This is a genomic window from Nocardia sp. NPDC057663, assembly GCF_042799895.1.
GTDB lineage: Bacteria > Actinomycetota > Actinomycetes > Mycobacteriales > Mycobacteriaceae > Nocardia.
Window position 1 is genome coordinate 247,754 of record NZ_JBHVHX010000007.1, and the last position, 16,403, is coordinate 264,156.

13 protein-coding genes are annotated in these 16,403 nt (G+C 64.7%); 5 read left to right on the forward strand and 8 right to left on the reverse strand.

Translation table 11 applies throughout. The features are described from left to right. Positions 1 to 29: 29 nt before the first annotated feature. Positions 30 to 935: a cutinase family protein gene (locus tag ACFVAV_RS18615; RefSeq protein ID WP_379036178.1), complete on the reverse strand. Its 906-nt coding sequence runs from the start codon at positions 933 to 935 to the stop codon at positions 30 to 32. Positions 936 to 1,212: 277 nt separating this feature from the next. Here ACFVAV_RS18615 and ACFVAV_RS18620 point away from each other — a divergent pair, with 277 nt between their 5' ends. Beyond that, positions 1,213 to 1,884, forward strand: a complete 672-nt coding sequence (locus ACFVAV_RS18620) for a response regulator transcription factor (protein ID WP_379036179.1) — start codon at positions 1,213 to 1,215, stop codon at positions 1,882 to 1,884. A gap of 187 nt (positions 1,885 to 2,071) precedes the next feature. Here the strand turns inward: ACFVAV_RS18620 and ACFVAV_RS18625 are convergent, their stop codons facing one another. Genes ACFVAV_RS18625 through ACFVAV_RS18640 form a run of 4 tightly spaced genes read right to left on the reverse strand, consistent with a single transcriptional unit; the run spans position 2,072 to position 6,760 of the window. Continuing rightward, the gene (locus ACFVAV_RS18625) at positions 2,072 to 3,427 is read right to left on the reverse strand and encodes a cytochrome P450 (RefSeq protein ID WP_379036181.1); all 1,356 of its coding nucleotides are present in this window, start codon (positions 3,425 to 3,427) and stop codon (positions 2,072 to 2,074) included. Then, entirely contained in the window at positions 3,424 to 4,344 is a 921-nt protein-coding gene (locus tag ACFVAV_RS18630) for an alpha/beta fold hydrolase (RefSeq protein ID WP_379036182.1), read from the reverse strand. Before ACFVAV_RS18630 ends, ACFVAV_RS18625 begins: the two co-directional genes overlap by 4 nt. Further along, positions 4,341 to 5,222: an SDR family NAD(P)-dependent oxidoreductase gene (locus ACFVAV_RS18635; RefSeq protein ID WP_379036183.1), complete on the reverse strand. Its 882-nt coding sequence runs from the start codon at positions 5,220 to 5,222 to the stop codon at positions 4,341 to 4,343. The genes ACFVAV_RS18630 and ACFVAV_RS18635 overlap by 4 nt, the downstream gene beginning before the upstream one ends. Before the next feature lie 20 nt (positions 5,223 to 5,242). Beyond that, entirely contained in the window at positions 5,243 to 6,760 is a 1,518-nt protein-coding gene (locus tag ACFVAV_RS18640; RefSeq protein ID WP_379036184.1) for a flavin-containing monooxygenase, read from the reverse strand. Between the two features lie 134 nt (positions 6,761 to 6,894). On the opposite strand from ACFVAV_RS18640, the gene ACFVAV_RS18645 reads away from it, so the two are divergent. Beyond that, positions 6,895 to 8,145 (forward strand): PucR family transcriptional regulator, encoded by a 1,251-nt coding sequence (locus tag ACFVAV_RS18645; RefSeq protein WP_379036185.1) that lies wholly within the window; start codon positions 6,895 to 6,897, stop codon positions 8,143 to 8,145. Between the two features lie 166 nt (positions 8,146 to 8,311). Here the strand turns inward: ACFVAV_RS18645 and ACFVAV_RS18650 are convergent, their stop codons facing one another. From ACFVAV_RS18650 to ACFVAV_RS18660, 3 genes are all read right to left on the reverse strand, one after another. Further along, on the reverse strand, positions 8,312 to 8,644 hold the full coding sequence (locus tag ACFVAV_RS18650) for a carboxymuconolactone decarboxylase family protein (RefSeq protein WP_379036247.1): 333 nt from the start codon (positions 8,642 to 8,644) through the stop codon (positions 8,312 to 8,314). Positions 8,645 to 8,833: 189 nt separating this feature from the next. Next, complete coding sequence (locus ACFVAV_RS18655) at positions 8,834 to 9,883, reverse strand: alpha/beta hydrolase (protein WP_379036248.1); 1,050 nt, start codon at positions 9,881 to 9,883, stop codon at positions 8,834 to 8,836. 196 nt (positions 9,884 to 10,079) lie between these two features. Next, positions 10,080 to 10,781, reverse strand: coding sequence for a response regulator transcription factor (locus ACFVAV_RS18660; RefSeq protein WP_379036187.1), 702 nt, complete (start codon positions 10,779 to 10,781; stop codon positions 10,080 to 10,082). A 740-nt stretch (positions 10,782 to 11,521) separates the two neighbouring features. Between ACFVAV_RS18660 and ACFVAV_RS18665 the strand changes: the two genes are divergently transcribed. The 3 genes from ACFVAV_RS18665 (at position 11,522) to ACFVAV_RS18675 (ending at position 15,830) form a co-directional block, all read left to right on the forward strand. Further along, entirely contained in the window at positions 11,522 to 12,583 is a 1,062-nt protein-coding gene (locus ACFVAV_RS18665; RefSeq protein ID WP_379036188.1) for an amidohydrolase family protein, read from the forward strand. A gap of 742 nt (positions 12,584 to 13,325) precedes the next feature. Next, positions 13,326 to 14,507: a cytochrome P450 gene (locus ACFVAV_RS18670; protein WP_379036249.1), complete on the forward strand. Its 1,182-nt coding sequence runs from the start codon at positions 13,326 to 13,328 to the stop codon at positions 14,505 to 14,507. A 96-nt stretch (positions 14,508 to 14,603) separates the two neighbouring features. Beyond that, positions 14,604 to 15,830, forward strand: a complete 1,227-nt coding sequence (locus ACFVAV_RS18675; protein WP_379036189.1) for a cytochrome P450 — start codon at positions 14,604 to 14,606, stop codon at positions 15,828 to 15,830. Positions 15,831 to 16,403 lie beyond the last annotated feature (573 nt).

Consider the following 16,403-nt stretch of genomic DNA (forward strand, 5'->3'; position numbering starts at 1 on the left):
GCAGAATGCGGGGCGGACACTTGTTCGGTTTACCCCAGCGAGGCAACCCAGTCGTGTAGCCACCGGATCGATGACTTTCCATCGCCGACGAGGTAGGTGCCATATGACATGTGCGTGCCAGATCCATAGAACCGTCCCAGTTCGATCGCACGACGGGATGCTGCCTTCTGGTCTTCCTCCGGCGAGGCAGCCGGTCCATCATGCTCGGAACGGAGTTCGGTGAGAAGCGCGGTCGCCTCGATGCGGTATCGCTGCATGCTCTCGGGGGAGTCGTCGGTGACGCCACCGAGGGTGCTCGCGACCCGCGTGATGAAGTCTTCCTCGTCGGTGGAGCAGTACAGGTCGCCGGCAGCGCATATGGTTCGGACGCGGGGCGTGATCGAGCCGAAACCCCCAGGGCGGGAACCTCGTACGCCGGAACCGGGGACTGCGGGGCCAACCTGAATGTCGGTCGGCGACCGCCGCGGATCTGACAGCAAACCGACGCCGGCGATTCGGTCTGGCGCAACGACGCTGCTGCCACCGCCGATCTCGGCAGCGAGATCTCCAGCGGCGTCGGCACCCTGGCTGTAGCCGACGAGCGCGAATCGTGCATCTGCGCAGTGTTGCTCCAGCTGGTAGATCAGCGAGCGCGCTGTGTCGACTGCGATCTTCTTCGACGCGCCATAGGCCTTGCCCTCCCAGGGAAACGCCGTAGCCGGATAGTCGACATAGACCACCTGCTCCGAGTCGGGGAGTTCATCGGTCACGCCGCTGAGCATGCCCGGACCCGTGGTTCGTCTGTCGCTTCCCGTCTCCCATGTTCCCGGGATCGCGACGACATACAGCGCGGGGCACCCAGATGCCGCCGCAGCGGTACCGGTATCGGCTGTAGCGCTGCAAACCCCGACGGCTGCTGCCACAGCGGTCGACGCCACGAGTCTGTGCATCCGCATTCGGTGTTCTCCCTGGTGCTCGGTCACCACCGTCGGCGGTGAGGCATCCGGATCGCGGCGGTGAGACGTTGGTCGTCGGTGCCCAGCGCGTCCAGCTGATATAACAGTCATGGATGATGATCTAGTCAGTCAATCGATGTCAGAGAACTCTTATGAAGTCTGCACGCGGAAGACAAAGTCTGGGGAGGACGGTGTGGCTGCTGTGAGTGCGCACGCGGCACGAGCCCTTGGCAGGGGCGGGTCCGGCAACAGCACCGTTCGGAACGAGCGTCATCTGGTGTTGGTGGTCGACGATGACGCCGACCTGCGTCGGTCGCTCGAGCGTGGGCTTCGGCTGAGCGGATTCGCCGTACGCACCGCAGGCGGCGGGGCAGACGCATTGGCAATGACTCACGACCTCATGCCCGACGTTGTCGTGTTGGACATCGAGATGCCGGGGCTGGGTGGGCTCGGATTCATCACTTCTCTTCGAGAAGTCGGCGTCGATGTCCCCATTTGTGTACTCAGTGCTCATACCAGCGTGAGCGACAGAGTCGAAGGGTTGGAACTCGGCGCGGACGACTATCTGGCCAAGCCGTTCAGCCTCCGCGAGTTGAACGCGCGCCTGCACTCATTGCTGCGCCGTCGCGGCAGGGCTTGGACGGCATTGCCTGATGTGCTGCCGGTGAGTCCCTTGCAGATCGAGCCGTCATCGCGTCGCGTACTTCTCGCTGGTCGTGATGTCACGCTGACCCGGCGCGAGTTCGGGGTGTTGAGCCTTCTCGTAGCGCATCGCGGCGTGGTGGTGCCTCGGGAGCAGCTGCTGGAGGCTGTGTGGGGTGATGACTTCCCCACGACATCGAACGTGGTCGATGTCGTGATCGGCCACGTTCGGCGCAAGTTCGCGGTTGTCGGCTATCCGCACCTAATCCACACCGTGCGTGGAGTCGGCTTCGTACTGCGGGGGTGATGAGTTCGGAGGCAAGTGATCTCGTTCGATACGGCCGCGAGGCGCGGCGGAAATCCAGCCTTGGCATCGTATGCCCGCAGCAAGACCCGCGACTGTGTCGAGGGCCTCGCCGGCGATCCGGTGTCGTGCGGCTGGTTCAGCTCGCACGACGAGCAAGCAGCGGGAGCGGTTGACTGAAAACAGGTACTCAGCCGCCGGCGTTGGTGGTCGGCTTGACTTGGGTTGCCGGGTTTCGGCGGTGTAGGAGGACTCGGCCCCCGCGTGCGGGCGCAAAGGCGACGCCCCGGTACTTCTGCCGCTCGTTCGGTGCGCTGGTGGGTTGCAGAGCGCGGTGACGAAGGATGGTACGGAGCACGACGAGCATTTCCATGTTGGCGAAGGCTGCACCGATGCAGCGTCGGTTTCCTCCTCCGAAGGGAACCCAGGCGAAGTTGTCGGGCGACTTGCCGAGGAATCGAAGCGGATCGAACTTGTCGGGGTTCGGGTACAACGCTGGATCGTTGTGGACCGCGGTGGCGCTGACGAAGACATGGTGTCCGTGCGGAAGCACCCACTGGCCCAGTGTGACAGTGGGTGCCGCGACCCTGCGAACGACGCCGTCGATGACCGGGCGTACCCGTTGCACCTCATAGACGGTCGCTTGGAGGAACTTGTCGTCGCCCTCGTCAATGGCCTCGACCAGCTCGGCGAGAACCCCTGGATTCCGTTGCAGGCGTTCCAGCGCCCATGCCAGGGTGGTGGCCGTCGTTTCGTGCCCGGCGGCCAGCAGCGTCGCTAGTTCGTCGCCGATTTCTTGTCTCGACATCGCCGCGCCATCCTCGTACCGGGCCTGCAGCATCAGTGAGAGAACGTCGTCACGGTTCTCGAAGTCACGGTCGGCTCGAGCCTTGTCGATCAGGGAGTCGACGATGCGGTCGAACTGGCGTCGTTTGGCGAGGTGGCGCCCCCATGGACTCCAGGGCCCGAGGTCGTGGTGGAGGAACCGGAGGCCGAACAGCCTGGAGCCGAATTCCACCCATGCAGGGACTAGCTCGCGGAGTTCTTGGAGCTCTTTGCCGTCAGCGCCGAACACCGCCCGGAGGATGACGTTGAGGGTGATACGCATCGACGACGGGAGGACGCTGAATTCCTCATCGTCGGGCCAGGTCGCGATCTCCTTCAACGTCTCCTCCTCGATCATGGCCTCGTACGCGCGCATACGTTTGCCGTGGAAGGGGGGCGTCAGCAGCTTGCGGCGGCGGCGGTGCTGGTCACCGCGGAGTCCGAAGGTGGAACCCTTCCCGAACATCAGATCGAGGCTGGGGTCGATGGTCTCCATCTCGGTGGGAGGCGACAGGAAGAGCTGTTTGATCAGTGGAGGTTCGGTGATCACGGTTGCCTGCCCGAACAGCGGAAGCTTGGCGGAGAAGCTGGGGCCGTAGCGATGGGCCTGGGCCAGTACGGTTTCAGGTCGAAACACAGAAAAGGCAATCGCCTGGACGGGGGCGGGCCACCGCGGCCCCGGCGGGAGATTGACCATGGGATGAGGTTCTGTCGCGGTCATGAGCTGACCTCCTCGGCTGAGTGGATATGTTCGGAGACGAGATCGACGAGGTGGTCGATCACTGGACGCGGAGTGAGATCGTGTCCCATTCCGGGGATGGTGACAGCACGAGCAGCCGGAATCGCGGCAGCGGTAGCGCGTCCTCCGCTGGGGTGTACCAAACGGTCGTCGTCGCCGTGAACGACCAGGGTCGGGGCGGAAACACGCCGCAATTGGCTGGTCCGATCGCCGGAGAGGTAGATCGCGTTGATCTGGCGAGCTACTTCGTCGCGGTTGCCGAGTCCGCCAGCGCGATCCCAGGCACCCCGGGCGTAGCGAACTGCTTCGGCCTCGTCCGTTCCCAGCGTGCGGCTCCCGACGTGCCGCGTCATCATCAAGTGCCGGGAGACCGATTCCTCTCGCGTCGTCGCCGCCGGTATCGCCATCCGAACCCGCGTGGACCATGCCGGCTGTCCGACCTTGCGGGCGCCGGTCGTGGAGAATATCGATGTCAGGGTGGTGACCCGATCGGGGTGCTGCGAGGCCACGGATTGGGCGATCATCCCTCCCATCGACATCCCGACGAGGTGAGCCTTGCCGATGCCGAGATGGTCCAGCAGCCCCACAGTGTCGTTCGCCATGTCCGTGAGGTTGTAGCTGTCGGTGCGTGGACGGGCAGTGAGCAACCGGATGAGACCGGGTGGCCTCGTGGGAATGCGCGATGAGCGGCCCGTGTCCCGGTTGTCGAGGCGGACCACGAACATGTTCTCGGCGACAAGGTGCTCGACCAGTTTCGGATGCCAGGATGTGAGATCCAGCCCCAGCCCGGCGACCAGTACGACTGGTGGGTTCGACGATGACCCGGCGGTGCGATAACACAGTCGGATACCGTTGTTGACATGGCAGTAGAGATCGGTGGAGGTCGGCGAGGTGGTCACGGCGTCACCGAAGCTGCTGAGGCTTCCGATGAGGTTCCGAACGTGCGTTTGTCGAGCCATGCAGCGAACTTTGGTGCCGTGCGCGGCATCAGTCGCGCGAACGCATCGATGAACCGGGCGTCGGAACCGACCAGGATCCTGGGTCGATTGGCTGCGACGCCGTCGAGGATGATCGCGGCTGCCTTACGCGGCGGCATCCGGAGGAGCTTGGAGTTGTAGACCTCGACTCGCTGGCGGTCTCGTTGTGTGGGGACGATGCCGAAGTCGGCGGCGTTGGCCAAGGCCGAGTTGGCGATGTTGGTGGCGACACCGCCGGGGTGTACGACGGTCACCTGCACGGGGAGGTCCTCGGCGATCATGTCCGCCCGGACCGATTCGGTGAACCCACGGACCGCGAACTTGGTCGTGCAGTACGCGCTGGCAGCGTTCTGAGCGAAGATGCCATTGATGCTGGAGATGTTGACGAGGTGCCCGTCGCCGGACGCGATCAGATGGGGCAGGAACTCTTTCGTTCCGTGAATGACGCCCCACAGGTTGACGCCGATAGCCCGTTCGTACTGGACGTAGTCAGTGGACACGACGGCGCCGGCATCGACGGCGACCCCGGCATTGTTGTAGACCTGGTGAACGACTCCGTAGTGGCTTCGGATGTCTTGCGCGTAGGTGGCGAAAGCCTGCCTATCCGCGACATCGAGCCGCTGTGCGTGTACGCGTGCTCCCAGCGCGACGATGGACTGCTCGGTGGAGGCGAGGGCGGCGTCATCGATATCGGAAATGGCAAGGTGGGCACCGCGTTCGGCCAAGGCGAGAGCCAGGGCCTGCCCGATCCCTGACCCTGCACCTGTTACGACGGCGACCTTGTTCGTGAAGGTGGTCATGAAGTCTCCCATTTCGGCGATCAAGCGATGACGGCGTGCTGCGTGGCGGTCGCGGTGCCAGCGGCTCCCGCGGCTGCGAAGCGCAAGTTCGGGTCGGCGACCGAGTCGAAGCGCAGTAGTTTCACGTCGTCGCGGTAGTCCATGGAGGTCAGCCACGGTGCCTCGGTCCCTTGCCGCGGCAGCTGATCCAGCGATCGCTGGACGTAGCCTGCGGCGAAGTCGAGCAGCGGCCGAGTTTGGGTGACGGCGTTCTCGGCTTGCGGGGAGCACACCGCGTAGTCGTGGGCGTCCATATGGCTGAGCAAACGGCAGAAGTGCTCGCAGAGCAGACCGACCTTGAGCGTCCAGGAGGAGTTGGTATAACCGATCGCGAAGGCGAAATTCGGGACACCACTGAGCATCATGCCCTTGAAGGCGACAGCATCCGGCAGGTGAACTCCTGCACCGTCGACGGTGAGCGACATGCCGCCGAACGCGAGGAGGTTGAGCCCGGTGGCGGTGACGATGATGTCTGCGTCGAGCGAGGCTCCGGACTCGAGCTCTATTCCGGTCTCGGTGAATGTGGCGATTCGGTCCGTGACCACGGACGCGGTGCCACTGCTGATTGCCCGGAACAGGTCGGAGTCCGGAACGGTGCACAGACGCTGTTCCCACGGGTTGTAGCTCGGATTGAAGTGGACGTCGACGGGATAGCCTTTGGGGAGCTGGGCAGAGTTGATGCGGCGCAGAATGTTCCGCGACAGCCGCGGGAACCGCCGACAGAACCGCCAGGTGACACGCTGCATTGCGATGTTCTTGCGACGTGTCGCAGCGAAGCCGCGTTTCTCGCCCAGCACCTTGGTCAACGCATCGCCGATGGAGTCCCTCGATGGCACGGGCAGGATGTAGGTGGGGGACCGTTGCAGCATCGTGACGTGCCCGGCGGCCTCTGCCAGGGCCGGCACCAACGTCACGGCGGTTGCACCGCTTCCGACCACGACTATTCGTTTGCCCGCGTAGTCGAGGTCTTCGGGCCAGTGCTGTGGGTGCACGATTTGTCCCGCGAATCGGTCACGTCCGGCGAATTCGGGGGTGAAGCCTTCGTCGTAGCGGTAGTAGCCGCTGGCGCAGAAAAGCCAGTTGGCGCTGATCTGGGTGGATTCGCTTGTGTCGGTGCGCTCCACGTCGACGATCCAGCGCGCGTCGTCACTCGACCAGGCCGCTGCGCCGACCTTGTGATGGAAACGGATCTTTTCGCGGATGCCGTGCTCGGTGGCGGCTTCGCACACGTAGGCTCGGATCTTGTCTGCGCTGGCGATCGCTTCGTCGCGCCAGGGCTTGAACTCGTACCCGAACGTGTGAAGGTCCGAGTCGGAGCGAATGCCCGGATACCGGAACAGGTCCCAGGTGCCGCCGATGGCGTCGCGCGCTTCCAAGATGGCGTACGAACGGCCGGGGTGGTCACGTTGCAGGTAGTAGGCGGCACCGATGCCGGAGATGCCGGCGCCGACGATCAAGACGTCAAAGTGCTCGATGTGTCGTGATTGTGGCGGTGTCATGAAGAGTTGTCCTCTGGGATAGTGATGCTCTTCACATAATCATCGGACGCGCATCCCTGGCGGCCAAGGTCGTCAGTGCCCTATTTGACTCCACGTATGTGCACAGTGCACCACCCCTGCGGTAGGGTTTCGAGGTGCAATGGGTACCGGCATCGCCTCGGGTCAAGGAGCTGATTCGGCGCGGCGCTGAGATCGCGTTGGATGCGCCCGCAGCGTGGATCGAAGAGGTGAACCGAGCTGTCCTTGCCGCCAGCCCGGTGATGGCCGAAGACCCCGAACTCGCCGCGGCGAGTAGTCGGACCACCCGCGCGAATTTGCAGCACTGGGCATCTGCAAACGTGCGCAATCCCGGTGCGCCCGTGCCCGCCAACCTCGGCGCCGAGCCATTGGCGATCGCGCGCGATCTGGTTCGTCGTGGGCTCGACCAGTCGTCTCTCGACGCGTATCGCATCGGCCAGAATGTGGCGTGGCGACGATGGATGCAGATCGTTTTCACGCTGACCGATGACCCTGCGGAGCTCCAGGAACTCCTTGATGTGACGGCGCAGTCCATCAGTGCGTTTCTCGATGCAACGATGCAGGGCATCGAAGCTCAGATGCAACAAGAGCGTGCCGAACTCACTCGCGGCTCACATGCGAAACGGCGTGAAGTGGTCGCTCTCATCATGGATGGCGCTCCGATCACGCGTCAGCGCGCCGAAATGTTGTTGGGCTATGGGCTGAACCAAGCGCACACCGCTGCTGTGGTGTGGAGCGAGCAGGCGAATGTCGACCCCCGTCGACTCGATCGTGTTGCCGACGCCATGTGCCAGTCGGTCGATAGTCGGCCTTTGAGCATCATGGCCAGCACAGCGACACGATGGGTGTGGATGCCGGGGCAGTCGAGGCTCGACAAAGGGCAGTTGAACGACCTCGTGTCTACCAACCCCGACATCCACATCGCCGTCGGCCCCACGGCCGCCGGACTGGATGGCTTCCGGCGCAGCCATAGCGATGCACTGACTACCCAGCGGATGATGGGCCGCCTGCGATCGACCCAGCAGATCGCGGAGTTCGAGGATGTCGAGCTCGTTGCGCTGGTCACCGAAAGCCCCGAGAGGGCAATGGACTTCATTCATCGCGCCCTAGGTGATCTGGCATCGGCTGATCCAGAGTTGAGGGCGACGGTGCTGACCTATCTGAGGGAGCAGGGCAATGCATCGGCCGCTGCGGAACAGCTCTACCTCCACCGCAACACGCTGATGCGCAGGCTTGCCCGAGCGCGGCAGTTGCTTCCTCAGCCCCTGGAGCGCAACCCTATTCGTATCGCGGTGGCGTTGGAGATCCTGCACTGGCAGGGGAGGGCGCATGGTGCCGAACCGGCTGAACTTCCGAACGAAATGTGAACGGTGCATCAATACAGGGCGATGCGCGTAGTCGGGCCAGTCCAGGGCGGACGGAAGTTCGGCGCCGACCTATACGATTTCCCTGCTATCCGGTTCGACTGCCGTGCCACTGTGACAAATTGGAGGGTGGGCCACGTCTTCGGGCTCGGTTGAGCGAGTGACCCGGCTACTGGATGTCCGCGTCGAATGTCTGCTGAACGACTCGCATCGCGGACAGTGCCGCTGGGGCGCCGCAGTATCCAACGGTATGGAGGACCGCTTCGGTGATCTCTTCCCTTGTGAGTCCGTTGGCCAGGGCACCGCGAACATGGCCGGCCAACTCTTCGTGTGCGCGCAGAGCTGTCAGTATCCCGAGGTTGAGCAGACTGCGGCTCCGCCGGTCCAGGCCAGGACGATTCCATATCGCGCCCCATACGTGTTCAGTCACAAACCGCTGCAGCTCTGCCGAGTCGGTTCCCTCCGTACGGGCAAGCGCTTGGTCTACGAACTGATCTCCCATCACATCTCGGCGGACGGATAGGCCCGCCTGGTACCACTCGGATTCGGATTCGTGACGGGAGCTGTCCGGGAAGGACACTTCTGCCTCCTTGCGGCTTGGGCGAGGGTTACCCTCGGCTGTTCTCAGGTCCTTCTGGGAGTGGCTTGGAAGGATACTTGTTCCTCGGACCCGGGTCGCGGGGCGGACGGTTCATCCGATGCTGGCCGACAGGTCGGGCAGCATCCGGACGAGCTCGTCCTGCCACAGTCGCCAGTTGTGCAGTCCCGTCGTGGGGAAGTCGTAGGTGACGTTCTTCGCGCCGAGAGTGGTCATTCGGGCCTGAAAGGTGCGGGTGCTCGCCCAGGCCAGGATTTCCAGTGCCGACCCGGCGAGGGTGTCCTTGTCGAATCGGTCGGTGGTCACGCCGGTGGCGGCGGAGACCCAGACCCGGGTGTTGTTGGCGATGAGCCGGGGCGCGAAGACGAACGGGTCCATGCGCTGCCATTTCGTCGACAGGGGCGAGTCGATCATGCAGGCGAGGTTGTAGCCGCCGGCATTGACCATCGCGGTGCTGATCGCGGTCCGCATGCCGGGCGAGGAGGGGGTCAGGTATCCGGACATCGACGCGGTGAAACTGAACTGGTCCGGGTGGTAGGCGGCCAGGGTGATCGCGGCGCTGCCGCCCATGGACAGGCCGAAGATGCCGTTGCGGACCGGGCTGAACCCGAGCCGGTCGCGCAGGGCGTTGCGCAGATCTCGGGTCAGGAAGGTTTCCCAGGCGTAGGTGTAAGACTTGCCGGGGCCGTCTGAAAACGCCGGGATCTCGTCGAGCCCGGCGGAGTCGGCGTAGGCGTCGATGGTGGCGCCGTAGAAGGTGGAGGGGCGTTCCCAATCGGCGTAGAAGCTGGACTGCCCGCCGATCGGCATGACGACATTGATGTTCTGTTCGGTGAGCCTGCGGGCGGCGTCGGATTCGATCTCCCAGCCGTTGAGGTCTTCGCGGGCGCGCATGCCATCGAGTGCGTAGACGACGCGGTTGGTGTTGCCGTCGGCGGCGCGGAAGATGCGGGACTTGATCGGACCCATGCTCGACTCGACGTAGAAGTCGAACCCGGCGGGGTCGTAGGCGCCGTGGGCGCGGGCGCCGATCCCGGTGGTCAGCAGGGTCGCCGACATCGTTGCGACGATGGTAAGCACCAGGGCCGATCGTTGCAGCAGACGGACGGTGACGACGGCAGCGAGTGCGCCGGGAGACAACATCATGAACCTCTCAGGGGAGTTGGGATCGAACCGGCGAGGCGGCCGCGGGCGGAAAGAGGAGACCTTCCAGGGGAAGAACGTGCTCGGTCCAGACCGTATGCGCGGCTAATAAGATGGTGGTCGGGGAATTCTGAGGATGCGTTCATGTTCGTGTGAGGTGCGATACTTCCTTGCACGACCGGTATCGCCGAGCTGCCTATCGCACGACATAGCCGATACCGCGCACGGTGTGGATGAACTCGGGTGTGCCTGGCGGAGACAGCTTTCGACGCAGATGACAGATGAAAGCGTCGACGACATTGGTTTGTGGCGCGTCGCCTCCCCAGACCAGCTCGAGTAGCCGTTCTCGCGACACCACGGTGCCGCGGTCGGCCACGAGCGCACTAAGCAGATCGAATTCGCGCCGGGTCAATTCGACCTCGGTGTCGGTGACGAATACCTGACGTTGGAATCGGTTGAGCCGCACGCCATCGGTGACGACGGTGTCGGTCGAGGCGGGCTTCGCCGAGGTGCGGCGCCGGAGGGCGCGCAGCCGGGCGGTGAGTTCGGGAAGCGCGAAGGGTTTGCAGAGGTAGTCGTCGGCCCCGGCGTCGAGCCCCGCGATCCGATCGGCGACATCGGTCCGAGCGCTGATGACGCAGATCGGCACGGTGCTGCCGAATGCCCGCATAGCAGTAATGAATCCGAGCCCGTCGAGGGTGGGCATCTGCCAGTCTACGACGACGATGTCCGGTTCGTGACTGCGACAGACCGCGATCGCCTCCGCGCCGTCGGCCGCTGTATACACGTCGAAATCGTTCAGTGACAGACCGCGGGCGATCGAACGCCGGGTGTCCTCGTCGTCATCGGCAACGAGGACGGTGGCGTGACGGGATACTTCATGGACATCTCCGGTCATGCGTCGTGCGCTTTCATCTCGCGTGTCGGTCAGCGGTGGGAGCTCGAGTGACCTCCGTGCGCTGCGCACAGCCCGACGGTCGAGGTCGAGCCTTGTTCGGCTCCGTCCTCCGCGCTTCGTGCGGAGGCTGAATCAAGGTTGGGGTACCGGAGTGTGGTGCGCTAGGGCGATTCGAACTCATGATTGCGAATCTGTGGTGCACGTTGCCCCATGCGCTGCCGGTGCGGCCCTTGGCGTAGGCGTCCTGGGCTAGCTGGCCTCCCGCACCGGGCCGATCTCGCGGGCCGCGTCAGTCCGAGCGCCGGCATTGCGTCTTTCGAGCCCACTCGCCGTGGGTTCGGACTGCTCGGGGTTCTCGTGGCGAATCGCCACAGCAGGGAGGTCATGGCGGGCCGGGCTTGATCCTGGGCGCCGCCAGAGGGCGTCATCGCCAGGTCGGCGTCCGTCGGCTCGAATCCGCGTCGAGTGTGAGTTGATAATTTGTTCAGATGTGCTTGACAGCAAGCTATGTCATATCTGATGCTTTCATCATCAAGGCGCTGGAGGTGAGGGCGACAAGCGCGCACGACGGAGTCGGTTCGGGTCGGTGGTCGGCGGCCAGGAGGACCTGCTAGTCGGCATCGCGCTCGACGCGTGCGCCCGTATCCGTTGTTCCACCGTTCCGCATCGATGAAAGCGAGCCTCGATTGACCTCCTCTGTGTCCGGGCCGAGCCGCCGTCGCCTCCTCGGGGGTGCCGCCGTGGGTGCTGCCGTGCTTGCCGTCGGACTTCCTGCGGCGAACGCCGCACCCGTACGCCGACAGGAGCCGCCTTCGGGCACCTACCGTGTCGACCTCCATGCGCACTTCCTGCCGCCGGATTACCGCGCAGCCCTGCTCGAACACGGCCACATCACCATCGGTGGCTACCCGACGCCGACGTGGTCACCGGAGGACGCACTCGGCTTCATGGACTATTACGGCATCCAAGCGCAGGCACTGTCGATCTCCGATCCCGGCGTGACCTTCCTGCATGGGAAGGAAGCCGAAGACATGGCACGCTACTGCAATTCCTACGCCGCTGGACTGTTCACGAGCCACGCCCGCCGATTCGGGGCGTTCGCGGTCCTTCCGATGCCGGACGTACTCGCCTCCATCACCGAAGCAATCTATGCGCTCGACACCCTGCGCCTCGACGGTGTGGTGCTGCTCTCGGCCTACGACGGCATCTACCTCGGTGATCCCCGCTTCGAACCGCTCATGATGACCCTCAACCAGCGCAAGGCCTTCGTCTTTGTGCATCCGGCAGCCATCCCCGCGGGCGCCAAACCCGATCTGCCACTTCCGGATTTCCTCGAAGAGTTCACCTTCGACACCACCCGCGCGGCCACCATGATGATGGTCACCGGCATGACCCAGCGCTACCCCGACATCCGGTTCCAGCTCGCCCACGCCGGCGGTACGGTGCCCTTCCTGTCCCATCGGATCAGCGTCGCCTCGCAGACCGTGCTCGGTGACCTGTGGCCGGCGGGCACGCCCAAGCCCTCCGTCCTCGACATGAAGAACCAGATCTCACGGTTCTACTACGACACCGCCCTGAGCGGCTCCGCCGCCGCGATGGCCAGCGTTCTGGCTGTCACCAGCTCCGACCACATCGTCTTCGGTTCCGACTGGCCGTTCAGCGCGGCGACCCTGCCCCAGTCCGGATCCACCGACCCTGCACCAGGGCTGAGCGATGTCTTCGACGCCGACCAACGAATGGACATCGAACACCGCAATCCGCTGCGTCAGCTGCCACGTCTTGCAGAGGCCGTCGGTGGGTAAACGACCTTGATCTCGTCCGCTATGCCCCTGTGCCTGGGCCCGCTCTGACTGCTGGCTGCACGCGGTTCGCGCGGTTCGGCCGGTGACTTACTCGCGTCGAGAGCGAACATCAACACGGCGAGACTGAGTCGTTCGGCCGACGGTTCACTTGTTCGATGCGGCAGGTTCCGGGAGAGTGGGTTGCGCTGGCCGAAGGCTTCGGCCCGGTCGAAATTCTGGCGATTCGCGCGGCAGTCGCCCGCTCTTCGTCCGCGGTATCCCTTCGGGCGCCGCGCGGGTCCGGGGTCTCTGGCAACGATGCACGGCCGGCGTCGGATGGTGTGTCCGGGTGCTCGCTGGAGTCGGGCTCGCTCTGCGGGCCAGACGGTGACTTGCCGGCAATCGCATCGTGGCTGCGGGGGCAGGCAACTTACTGGTTCGGCTGCCGCCTGAACCCGTTACTCGCCGGTATGTCTCGCCGATCTCGGTGGTCCCGCAGGTGTGACAGTGTCGTGGCGATGTGTTGATGGCATGGCTCGGCAGTGTGATCACGGTCGCGAGCTTGCTCGCTGCTCCAGCCCGGGGTATAACGCTATTAGCGCGATGTCAATAACTGGGTTCGGTTGCGCACCAACGGTATTCGCTGGGGCGCAAGAACCCGTGGTCCATTCGGGAAGGAACACTGCCTGTGGAGGACACTCATGTCTCCCGTCGGCTCGCGCCGCAGTCGCCGTCGTACTCCGACCAAGGTGCTGGTTGCCCGGTGCAGGGACTCGTCTACGCACCCGAGTTCGCTGCCGATCCGCACGGGAACTACCGCGCCATGCGCGAAAGGTACGGGGCGATAGCGCCGATCGAGTTGTCGCCGGGCGTCCCGGCCAACCTGGTGCTCGGGTATCGGACCGCGGTGCGAATCCTGCACGACCCCGACCACTTTCCCGCGGATCCGCGGGTGTGGCAGGACAGCATCCCGGAGGACTGCCCGGTGCGGCCGATGATGCAGTGGTATCCGAACGCGCTGCGCAACTCCGGACCGGTCCACGCCCGCTATCGGCAGGCCTACGTCGCCGCGATCGACAGCATCGACCACCACGCCCTCCACACGACCGTGGAACAGGTCGCCATCCCGCTGATCAATTCGTTCTGCGGCACCGGCTCCGCGGACGTGTTGACGCAGTACGCTTTTCCGCTGGTCTTCGAGACACTCAACCGGGTGGTCGGCTGCACTCCGGAGCTGGGACGGCGGGTTGCCACCGGGATGGCCGCGCTGTTCGACACCGTCAATGCGGCGTGGGGGATGGAGTACTTGTCTGCGGCACTGATGGAGCTGGTCACCATGCGCCGGGCTCAACCGGGCGATGATCTGACCTCGCGGCTGGCTCACCATGCCGCAGGTCTCGACGACGAAGAGATGCTGTACAACCTGATCAGTTTCTACGGCGCCGGTATCGAGCCGATGCAGAACCTCATCGGCAATGCGCTGCTGCTCATCCTGACCGACTCCCGATTCGGCGGTGGGGTGATCGCGGGCAGCCTGTCCACGCGCGACGCGCTGGACGAGGTGTTGTTCCTCGATCCGCCGATGGCGAACTTCTGCACCACCTATCCGCGGCAGCCGGTCATGATCGACGACGTATGGCTGCCCGCCAACCAGCCGGTGGTGATCAGCCTGTCCGCGTGCAACAACGACCCGGCGATCGCCCAGGGCGACCGCAACGGCAACCGATCCCACCTTGCCTGGGGTGCCGGACCGCACGCCTGCCCGGCGCGATCGGTGGCCTATCAGATCGCGCAGGACGCGCTCGACCAACTGCTCGACGCGCTGCCGGACCTGACCCTGGCCGTGCCGGCGGACGAGATCGCCTGGCGGCCGGGACCGTTCCACCGGGCAATGACGACGCTACCGATCAGCTTCCCGCCGTCTGCGCCGCTGTTCGTCCCTTAGGCGCCCCGGCCGCGAGGTAACGTGCCTACCGCGCGGCGAAACCGGCTGCGGCACTATCGATCACGGGCCGCGGTCCCTGATATGAAGGAGAATGTCATGGAACCGATCGTGCTGGATCCGACCGGCGCCGACATCCAAGGTGAGTCGGCCCGCATTCAGCAGTGTGGTCCGGTGGCGCTGGTCGAGCTGCCCGGCGGAGTGCCCGCCTGGTCGGTCACCGATCAAGGGGTGCTCCGGAGCCTGCTCGCCGACCCTCGGGTGTCGAAAGACCCCCGACAGCACTGGATGTCGTTCATCAACGGCGAGATCACCGAGGCGTGGCCGCTGCTGCCGTGGGTCGCGGTGGACAACATGTTCACCGCTTACGGCGTCGATCACCGCAGGCTGCGCCGCCTGGTCTCCCCGGCATTCAGTCATCGTCGCAGCACCGCGCTACGTCCGCGCATTGCCGAGATCACCGAGAGTCTGCTCGACGCGCTGGCGGCCACCCCGGCCGGCGAGCCGGTCGATCTGCGCACCGGCTTCGCCTACCCGGTGCCGATCCGGGTCATCACCGAACTGCTCGGTGTCCCCGAAGAGCTGGGGCCTGCGCTGCACAAGTGCGTCGACGGCTTCTTCGACGGCACCTTCACCGCCGAACAGGCGCAGGCCAACTACCTCGAAATGTACCGATTGGTCAGCGAACTCGTCGCCTACCGTCGAGAGCATCCTGGTGATGACGTCACCAGCGTGCTGATCGCCACCCGCGACGAGGACCACGACTCCACACTGTCGGAGAAGGAGCTCGTCGACACGTTGATGCTGGTCATCAACGCCGGTCACGAGACCACGGTCAATTTGCTCGACCAGGCGATCGTCGCCCTGCTCACCCATCCCGAGCAGCGTGCCGCGGTCGCCGCAGGTGATGTGTCGTGGGCGGACGTGGTGGAGGAGACGCTGCGCTTCCAGGCGCCGGTGGCGCACCTGCCGCTGCGGTATGCGGTCGAGGACATCGACATCGCCGGCGGGTACCGGATCGGCAAGGGCGAGGCCATCCTGGCCTCCTACGCCGCTGCCAGCCGTGACCCGAAAGTCCACGGCGCCACCACCGCCGAGTTCGACCCCACCCGCGCCACCCGCGAGCAGCACCTCGCCTTCGGCCACGGAGCACACCACTGCATCGGCGCATCGCTGGCCCGCCTCGAGGCGGCCGTTGCGCTGCCTGCGCTGTTCGACCGGTTCCCGGAGATGAGGCTGGCCACGAGCCCTGCCGAGTTGGCGCCGGTGCAGAGTTTCATCTCCAACGGGCACACCAGTATTCCGGTGTATCTGCACGCCGACTAGTTCGACAGCGCCGCCTCCGCGCAGTCCTGAACGAATGCAGTCGTTGTTCACGGCAGTCGCAGTACCGTGCAGTGCACAAGCGTGGGGTTGTGGGTCGGATCCTCCTCCGGACACGTAACGTATCCCCACAGAACATCTGTGGGGATACGTTCTTTCTATCGCCCGGTGCCGGATGGCCGTCCGGCACCAGGCGCAACACATGACGAGGATCGGGCGCATTAATCGCAGACTGATTGATGGCAACAGGGCGTCGACGCTGCGACAGATCCGGCGCGTCGCTGGTGTCACCCGCGCTGAATAGACGTCAACAGTGCAAGCAGCAGTCTTGCAAATGGAGATGTTTCGGTAGGGCGAACGGCGCCATGACCTTGTACCACGAGCATCACCTCCTCTCTCGAGCGCGGTCTACCTGAATCGGCTGCGCTCGAAGGGAAGTGAAACAACACAATGGCGGGGGGTTGGGGGGTGGGCGCAGCCCGGCCCAAGGGGTTGTTGGGGGGGGTTAGGGGGGGGGCATGGGGGGTAATATCGCGGGGTAGCGATAATGGGTGTGGTAGAAAGAAGGGGGGGTTT

Excerpts from the sequence above, each read along its gene's own strand:
- ACFVAV_RS18615 (WP_379036178.1), bottom strand. The coding sequence starts at position 935 with ATGCGGATGCACAGACTCGTGGCGTCGACCGCTGTGGCAGCAGCCGTC.
- ACFVAV_RS18625 (WP_379036181.1), bottom strand. The coding sequence starts at position 3,427 with ATGACCGCGACAGAACCTCATCCCATGGTCAATCTCCCGCCGGGGCCG.
- ACFVAV_RS18635 (WP_379036183.1), bottom strand. The coding sequence starts at position 5,222 with ATGACCACCTTCACGAACAAGGTCGCCGTCGTAACAGGTGCAGGGTCA.
- ACFVAV_RS18640 (WP_379036184.1), bottom strand. The coding sequence starts at position 6,760 with ATGACACCGCCACAATCACGACACATCGAGCACTTTGACGTCTTGATC.
- ACFVAV_RS18650 (WP_379036247.1), bottom strand. The coding sequence starts at position 8,644 with ATGGGAGATCAGTTCGTAGACCAAGCGCTTGCCCGTACGGAGGGAACC.
- ACFVAV_RS18655 (WP_379036248.1), bottom strand. The coding sequence starts at position 9,883 with ATGTTGTCTCCCGGCGCACTCGCTGCCGTCGTCACCGTCCGTCTGCTG.
- ACFVAV_RS18660 (WP_379036187.1), bottom strand. The coding sequence starts at position 10,781 with ATGACCGGAGATGTCCATGAAGTATCCCGTCACGCCACCGTCCTCGTT.
- ACFVAV_RS18675 (WP_379036189.1), top strand. The coding sequence starts at position 14,604 with ATGGAACCGATCGTGCTGGATCCGACCGGCGCCGACATCCAAGGTGAG.